The 7,231-nt window shown below is 60.6% G+C and carries 6 protein-coding genes; all 6 read right to left on the reverse strand.

Going from position 1 to position 7,231, the window contains the following annotated elements:
• The 6 genes from BLS13_RS19555 to BLS13_RS19580 all read right to left on the reverse strand — a co-directional run bounded on the left by BLS13_RS19555 (position 1) and on the right by BLS13_RS19580 (position 7,040).
• Positions 1-1,224 carry a 3-isopropylmalate dehydratase large subunit gene (locus BLS13_RS19555; protein WP_218123331.1) on the reverse strand — a complete coding sequence of 408 codons (1,224 nt, stop codon included), beginning with the start codon at positions 1,222-1,224 and terminating at the stop codon, positions 1-3.
• 27 nt (positions 1,225-1,251) lie between these two features.
• The gene (locus BLS13_RS19560) at positions 1,252-2,643 is read right to left on the reverse strand and encodes an MmgE/PrpD family protein (RefSeq protein ID WP_093454653.1); all 1,392 of its coding nucleotides are present in this window, start codon (positions 2,641-2,643) and stop codon (positions 1,252-1,254) included.
• Between the two features lie 5 nt (positions 2,644-2,648).
• The gene (locus BLS13_RS19565) at positions 2,649-3,506 is read right to left on the reverse strand and encodes an SDR family NAD(P)-dependent oxidoreductase (RefSeq protein ID WP_093454655.1); all 858 of its coding nucleotides are present in this window, start codon (positions 3,504-3,506) and stop codon (positions 2,649-2,651) included.
• Positions 3,507-3,569: 63 nt separating this feature from the next.
• Positions 3,570-4,451 carry a nuclear transport factor 2 family protein gene (locus BLS13_RS19570; protein WP_093454656.1) on the reverse strand — a complete coding sequence of 294 codons (882 nt, stop codon included), beginning with the start codon at positions 4,449-4,451 and terminating at the stop codon, positions 3,570-3,572.
• A gap of 35 nt (positions 4,452-4,486) precedes the next feature.
• Complete coding sequence (locus BLS13_RS19575) at positions 4,487-5,554, reverse strand: amidohydrolase family protein (RefSeq protein WP_176943701.1); 1,068 nt, start codon at positions 5,552-5,554, stop codon at positions 4,487-4,489.
• A gap of 274 nt (positions 5,555-5,828) precedes the next feature.
• Complete coding sequence (locus tag BLS13_RS19580) at positions 5,829-7,040, reverse strand: amidohydrolase family protein (protein ID WP_093454659.1); 1,212 nt, start codon at positions 7,038-7,040, stop codon at positions 5,829-5,831.
• Positions 7,041-7,231: the final 191 nt, after the last annotated feature.

The following is a 7,231-nucleotide window of genomic DNA, read 5'->3' on the forward strand; positions in this document are numbered from 1 at the left end:
TCAAAGGCCGCGCGGGTCGGTAATGAACCCCGCGATCGCCGAAGCGGCCACCGTTGCCGGCGAGCCCATGTAAATCTCTGCCTCGGCGCTGCCCATCCGCCCCTTGAAGTTGCGGGTCGAGGCGGTGATGCACACTTCACCATCGGCGAGCAGCCCCATATGGCCACCGTAACAGGCGCCGCAGGTCGAATTGGTGACGACTGCTCCGGCTTCCATCAGCGTTTCGACATAGCCGGCGCGAACCGCTTCCTTGAACACGGACTGGCTGCCGGGGGTGATGATGAAGCGCGTGCCATCGGCCACCTTCTTGCCCTTCACGATCGCCGCGGCCACCGCAAAATCGCTGAGCCGGCCATTGGCGCAGGATCCGATGAAGGCCTGATCGACGCGCTTGCCCACAACTTCGCTGACCGGCTTGGCATTCCAGGCCACCTTGTTCGGCAGCACGACCTGCGGTTCCAGTTCGGACAGGTTGATCTTGATCACCTGCTCATATTCGGCGTCGTCATCTGGGAAGGACGGTTCGAACGGCTTCTTGGCGCGGCCCTCGAGATAGGTTTTCAGCACCGAGTCGTACGGGAAAAGCGAGAATTCGACCGACAGCTCGGCGGAAATAGTCGCCATCGTCAGGCGGCCGTCCATGCCGATCGATTCGAGGCCGCTGCCATACCATTCCAGATTGCGGCCGGCGAAATCGCCATATTGGCCCGCCAGATAATGGATCACGTCGCGCGGATATACGCCCTGCGGCAATGTGCCTTCGAGTTCGATCTTCGTGGTCTTGCCGACGATGTACCAGGTCTTTCCCTTGCAGATGATGTAGGTCATCTCCGAAGGGCCCATGCCGCGCGCGAGGCAGTTCATCGCACCCGACGAGCAGGTGTGCGAATCGCCGTTGACGAGAATGGTGCCCGGCAGTGCCAGCCCTTCCTCGGCCACGAGCACGTGCGAGATACCGTGGCGCCCGACCGGGAAATAGTTCTTCACGCCGAACCGCTTGACGAATTCGCGCATGTCCCGCGCGCCGTTTGCGGCCGACAAGGTCGGCGACGGCACGACATGGTCGTGCAGCAGCACCAACATGTCGGGATCATGGATCTTGAGGATGTTCAATTTACCGTAGTCGAACGATACCGCGGTATCGACATCGACCATCACCACATCACCGGGCTTTACGACCTCCTGCTTGGAATGCCGCGCCAGAATTTTTTCAATCGCCGTCATGCCCATCGGACAAACTCCTCATAAATCCTATTTTCGGGCGAACAGCGGAGCCAGTTCGGAAACATCCGCAATATCCGTCAGTGCAATGGCCCGCGAATAGAGCTCTTCACCCTGCTTCTCGCCCAAAACTCGCTCAGCCATTTCCATGAACTTGTGCTTGAATTCCGCTTCGCTCAACGGATTTCCCGGATTGCCCCGGGGATAAAGCACCTCATCGGTAAATTCGCGCCCGTCCTTGGTCCGCACGGTCACACGACCGGGCATCGAATTCTTGACGCGCCGATAAAGATCGAGATCCTGCGTCACCGTCACCTTCGGGATCAGGCCCTGGATATCGGGATCGGCAACGGTCTCGTCGGTGAACTCGTCGATCGTCACCTTGCCGCGCACGGCCGCCATCGCAAGCGCGAACGGCAGGCTTGCCTGCGCCGACACCACCGTCGTGACCTTGTGCTTCGCGAGGAAAGGCTCGACCTTCTGCCAGGCGGCGGAAATTTCCGCGATCTCGCTGTGATGAAGATTGTTCGCCTTCATCACCTTGAGCAGCGCCTCGGTCGGCGCGTGGAGCGTCGTGTTCATCGGATAGGCCTTGACCCACCGGTTCATGATCACGAACGATTCGCCAAGCCCCTCGAACATGTCGTCGGCACGGATCGTCTTGTCGCCGAACATGCAGGCAAAGCCCTGAATGCCCTCGAGCCCCATTTTCGTGGCCTGATAGCCGCTTTCCGCGAGCATCGCGGCAGTCACGCCGCGCTCGCCAGCCATGCCTCCGTTGAGGCAGCGCTGCCAGGCGCCTTCCTCATGTCCCTGAAACGTCCCGCCGGTGAATGCCGTGGCAAAGCCGAGCGCCGCCTGGGTCCGCTCGGCATTCAGGCCAAGCAGGCTGGCGCAAGCGGCACCCGATCCGAGCGTTCCATAAACCGCCGGGGTATAGAAACCGGTCATCCCCTTGGGGTGCATGCCGCGGAACGTCCGCCACATCACCTCATAGCCGACGACGATCGCGAGGGCGAGTTGCTTGCCCGAAAGCTTGCGGAACTCGGCCAGGCAGAGCGGCCCGGTCACCGCGAACGGATAGGGCCGGCTGCCGGCACCATAATCGGCATATTCGAAGCCCAGCGCCATCGTGCCATTGGCCAGCGCCGCGCGCGAAACCAGCGTCTTCTTGCCCAGCGCGATGATCGTCGCCTCGGGCTGCCCCCCGCCGTTGACCGCGCAAAACTGTGCGATCTGCTGGCCGAGCGGCTTGGTTCCACCGACGAACAGGCATTCGCCCAGATAGTCGACAAGCGCGCGCCCCGCTTCGGCCGTAACCTCTGGGGGAAGATCTTCATAACGCAGGCCCGCAATCCATTCCGCGAGCTCACGCGTGACCAGCCTGCCGCCGGTTATCGTTTCTGCTTCTTCACCAGCCATGGAATTCAGGCTTCCTTTTCTGCGGCTTCTTCTTCCAGGATCGTCCGGATCTCGGCGAGCATCGACATCCCCGTCGTCCGCAGCATACCCGAATCGACGGGCAAGGTGATACCCGTGACGAAACGGGCTTCCTCGCTGGCAAGATAGACGACGGCGTGCGCGATATCCCAGGCGTCACCGGGAATACCCAGCATGCCGCCGCGTTCGCGGAACTTCTGCATCTGCGCATGGCCCGGGAAGGATTGCAGCACGTTCATCGCGATCGGCGTATTGATGTTGCCCGGCAGCACGCAGTTCACGCGCACGCCCTTACGTCCATAGGCATATGCCATATCGAAGGTCATCGCCTCGACCCCGGCCTTCGAGGCCGAGTAAGCGATCGTGCGCCCGGGGCGCTGCGCGGAAATCGACGACAGGTTGATGACCGCGCCCGAATTCTGCGCGAGCATCACCGGAATCGTATATTTGCAGGCCAGGAAGACCGTGCGCAAATTGATGTCGAATACCCGATCCCAGTCGCGCTCATACATCTCGGTGACCGTACCGCCCGAAGCGAGGCCGAGATTGTTGACGAGAATGTCGATCCGGCCGAAATGGTCGAGCGCCTTCAGCACCATTTCCGAACAATCGCGCCACTTGGTGCAATCGGCCTGAACGACGATCGCCTCGCCGCCTTCGTCCTCGATCGCCTTCTTGGTATCTTCGGCTCTGTCGGGATGAAGATCGACCAGCACCAGCTTGGCGCCTTCACGGGCCAGCGCGATCGAGATCGCCTTTCCCGTTCCAACGCCAGGCCCTGGCACCGAACCGGCACCCGTGACAATTGCAACCTTACCCTCAACCCGCCCGGCGCGCTCGCGCATTCGTCTCTCCTGCAATCCATTCTGGCCGGACGAAGCAGGCAAACGCCTCACTTCGCAGCAAAATCACGGCAGATCCGTGCCGTGCCCGGTCTGAACAATGAAACGGTTGTCCTTTGCCGGAACAAAAAAATCAGCCGTGTTAAACCCGATCTCCGAACCGTCTCCACCACGCTTCCGCATGCTGATACGCACTTCGGCGAACAGATACCAATCCTCCATCACGCGATGGAGATACTCTACGCCGAGGATTTCGTAGGTGCCGAAAAACGCCTTAAGGTAGGCGCTATAGTCATGCTTGCTCTCAAGCCCGACGAGCGTACCCGTATCCCCCACATAATCGCGGATGTTGGCCTGCACCCCATCGTTCATCGTTGCAAGCATCGCTTCGACGTCATTGGCGCGCAGCCCGTCGAGGAACTGGTTGTGCAGCGCCAGCAATTGCCGGCGCCCCGCGACGCCTTCCAATGGCGGCTCGGCCGGATCCGGCCCGGTACCCAGCTTCGCACGCGGCGTCTTTACCCAGACGAGTTCGCCGGTGATGCCCTTGCGGGTTGAGACCGGAAAGAGGCCGAGCGTCGGATTATCGTTGATCGTGTCGCCGCCCTTGCGACAGCCGCGGCTGATATTTTCCTGAAAATCGTACCAGCCGCCCTTGATCTCCACCAACGGCTCCACGCTCAGCAGATCGCTGCGTCCGCGGACGAATTTGTAGCATTCGCGAATCTCGTCAAAGGTCGAAATGACCGGAGACTTCACGCTGCCATCGGGGAAGACCTGGGGCACGATCGTATAGGCATAGGGGCCGGGCTGGACCAAAGTCTCCATCAGCCCGTCGACGTTGCCAGCGAATTCGGCTTCCATATGGATCCATGCTTCGGCGCCGGCATGAACCGACGCCTCAGCATAGCCACGAAGAAGATCCGGATCGATATCGATCACACGCATCGCTCAGTCACCCAATGCGAAACAATCGCCGGTTCTTAGTAATGGACCAGCGGCACGAACTCCTTGACGGCCTTTTCGTCGAAGCCGGCCTCGTAACCCGGCAACCGGTACAGCCGCGCAACATTCTCCGCCAGCAGCCCCTTCTGCACGTCGGCGGGCGCTTCCGCCGTAATGCGCTTCGCCTGCTGGCGGTTATCGGGCCAGTTCGAATCGTCATACGGGAAGTGGCTCGCCCAGATCAGATGGGCAGGACCGATATTGTGGCGGTTCCGGACCGCCGTCGCATCGTGATGGAAGGTGAACCACACACGGCTGCGGATATATTCGCTCGGCAACGCATCCTCATTCTTGAGGGCATAAGTGTTGAGGTGGCGATGGCGGAGGAAATACATGTCGGTGAATTCGAGCCAGTGCATCGCCCAGCCGGCGTCGCCATGCGCCAGCACCACGCTGACGTTCGGATAGCGATCGAAAATCCCGGACGCGACCATCGGCAGTACCGCATCGGCCATCTGCGGGCGCATGCCCGGCGCGGGTGCGCTTTCCGGCATGGTGTTGGCCGTGGGGCCAACCGCAATGTGCAAGCTCACCGGCAGGCCGGTCTCGTTGACAGCTTCCCAGAACGGTTCGTCCGCGGGATTGCCGCCGATCTTGGCGCCGCTCGGAAACGAATCGAGCACGAAGCCACGCAGCTTCAATTCCGTGGCACAACGCCGCACTTCGGCGCATGCATCCTCGATCGAGGTCGTCGGAACCTTGCCCAGGCCGATCAGCCGATCGGGCGCGAAAGCGCAGAAACCCGAGATCCAGTCGTTATAGGCGCGTACGCAAGCGAGCTGAAGCTCGGCATCGTCGAGCAGCTTGATCGCATCCCACAAAGTCGGCGTCGGATACAATATTTCGGCATCGACGCTATCGGCGGCCTGGGCCTTGATCCGCTCCGCAGGATCGATCAGCGCCGGCAACACGTCGCTATAAGCGATCGGCCCGGTATCGGCCATGTTGCTCAGGCGATAGCCCGAACCCGTCTTCGCCGATGGTGGCAATGGCACCGGATCGAGGTCACCGACGAACCAGGCGCTGCCGCCTTCCCAATCGCGCAATTTCGGCGCCCGATCCTGCAGGTGCGCAGGAAGATGCTTCTCGAAAAGATCCCGCGGCTCAAGGATATGCGAGTCCGCCGAGATAAGAGTATATGAACCTTGGTCCACCATTTTAGATACCTTTTACCAACTATATGGCCCCCATCCGGGGCCGTTTTTGGTGTGTGATCGAAGACGATCCGCCCTCAGGCGGCCAGCGGCGCATCTTTCAGCGACCCGCAGCACAATTGAGACTGATTTGAGGAGGAGGGTATAGCCCCTCCTCCTCAGTTGTTCAGGCGGCGAGGCTCAGGCCGGCAGGCTGATCGTAGGGGAGCTTGTAGATGTCCGCGCACGTCTTCCACATGATCCGTTCGATCTCGCTCTGCGTCGCGCCGGTGCGCTGCAGAACCTCGAGGCCCAGCTGATAATCGAGCGGGAAATTGCTCGACGAATGCGGGAAATCGGGGCCCCACATGATCTTGTCGACACCGATCGCGTAGCGGTTTTCCGCACCCATCTCGTCGACGATATAGACGACCCACACGTTGCGGCGGAAATATTCGCTCGGCAGCAACGGCAGCGTCCATTCGCGGCGATTGCGCAGCACGGACTCGTCGAACTTTTCAAGGAAATACGGCACCCAGCCGGTGTGGACTTCCGAACCGATGATCTTGAGATCGGGGAAGCGTTCGAACACGCCCGAGCTGATCAGCTTGGACAGGATGACCGGGAAGGTGCCCGCCGCCACGTCGATTCCGCGCTTGTCGGCGCGCTTCTTCTGGTCCGCCACGCCTTCGACGCTGACCTTGGAGCCGAGATCGCCGCTGGGGAAGAAGAACTGGGTGTGGATGTTGATCGGGATGTCCATCTCGACGCACATCGCCCAGAACTGGTCGTCCTCCGGCGTCGGATCGCTGAAAGAGCCGCTCGGATAGGATTCGAGCTGCGCGGTGCGCAGGCCCATATCAACCACGCGGCGCAGTTCGTCCATGCAGTCCTTGAGCCCGGTCGTCGGCAAGGTCGCGTTGCAGATGAAGCGCTGTGGATCATGCTCCTGGAACTCGACCATCCAGTCGTTATAGACCTTGTAGCAGGCCAGGCTGAGTTCCTTGTCGGGGCACAGCTTGATGCCGTTCCACACGGTCTGCACGCCGTTGTAGATCACCTCGGCATCGGTTTCGTCTTCGATGATCTCCTTGACGCGCTCGGCGGGATCATAGGAGCCGGGAAACAGATCCTCATAGCGGACGCCGCGATCGCGGATCTGCTTGAAGCTGTCGATCAGCGATCCGCGATCGAAGCGCTTGGCGCCGCGCGAATACATCGAACTGAAGCCCATCGGCGAAGGACGGCTCTGCCCTTCCATGATCCAGGCATGCCCCTTGGTCTTGGGGGTCTCGATGATACGCGGGCCGCGATCTTTGAACTTCGCCGGAAGATTCTTGATCCAGAGCTCGGGCGGCTCGTTGATATGCCCGTCGGCGGAAATTGATTTATACTGCATGGGAACCTCCTCAATACGTCCAAGTCGGCTTGAATGTGAGTTGCGAAAAATACGGGTTACAAATTACAAATAGGCGAGCGGATTTCTCTGCCGCTTAGTCTCGATCAGCTTGCCTGAACGTGGGTGTTCAGGAACTTCACGGTCTTCTGCCAAGCGTCCTTCGACGACGCTTCATGGAAGGCGCTGCGATC

Origin of the sequence: Sphingomonas sp. YR710, assembly GCF_900101455.1 — a bacterium.
Classification (GTDB): domain Bacteria; phylum Pseudomonadota; class Alphaproteobacteria; order Sphingomonadales; family Sphingomonadaceae; genus Rhizorhabdus.